At 69.3% G+C, this 858-nt stretch carries 1 protein-coding gene; it reads left to right on the forward strand.

The features are described from left to right. Nucleotides 1-858: galactofuranose ABC transporter, permease protein YjfF (gene yjfF / locus ACFQ3T_RS36810; RefSeq protein ID WP_380730819.1), on the forward strand; the 858-nt coding region annotated here is incomplete at both ends.

An 858-nucleotide genomic window follows, 5' to 3' on the forward strand; every position in this document is an offset into this window, starting at 1 on the left:
GCGGTTCCTCCCGGTGATCGCGACCTTCGTGGTGTTCGTGGCGACGTTCGGCGTGGGCTCGGCGCGGTACGAGGGGTTCGCCTCCGGACAGGTGATGGCGAACCTGTTCATCGACAACGCGTTCCTGATCGTCCTCGCGGTCGGGATGACCTTCGTGATCCTCACCGGCGGCATCGACCTCTCGGTCGGGTCGGTGGTCGCGCTGTCGACCATGATCGCGGCGGCGGCGCTGCAGGCCGGGTGGCCCGCTTGGCTGGTCGTCATCACCGTGCTCGCGACCGGGTCCGGGCTCGGCCTGGCGATGGGCTGGGTGATCCACCGGTTCGCCGTGCAGCCGTTCATCGTGACCCTGGCGGGCATGTTCCTCGCCCGCGGCCTGTGCTTCGTGATCAGCGTGGAGTCGGTGTCCATCAAGGACCCGACGTTCCGCGACCTGGCCACGGGCTCGGTGGAGCTGCCCGGCGGGGTGACCATCACCTACGGCGTGGTGATCGCGCTGGTGACCGTGCTGGCCGCGGTGTACGTGCTGCACCTGACCCGGTTCGGGCGCACGGTGTACGCGGTGGGCGGCAGCGAGACGTCGGCACGGCTGATGGGCCTGTCCACGGCGCGCGTGAAGATCGGCGTGTACGTGATCAGCGGGTTCTGCTCGGCGCTGGCCGGGTTGCTGTTCAGCCTCTACATGCTGTCCGGCTACAGCCTCCACGCGGTCGGCATGGAGCTGGACGCGATCGCCGCGGTGGTCGTGGGCGGCAGCCTCCTGTCCGGCGGCGTCGGGTTCGTGATCGGCTCGGTGGTCGGCGTGCTCGTGCTGGGCACCATCCAGACGCTGATCTCGTTCGAGGGCACGCTGTCGTC

The sequence above is a fragment of the Saccharothrix hoggarensis genome (assembly GCF_042678885.1).
Classification (GTDB): Bacteria; Actinomycetota; Actinomycetes; order Mycobacteriales; family Pseudonocardiaceae; genus Actinosynnema; species Actinosynnema hoggarensis.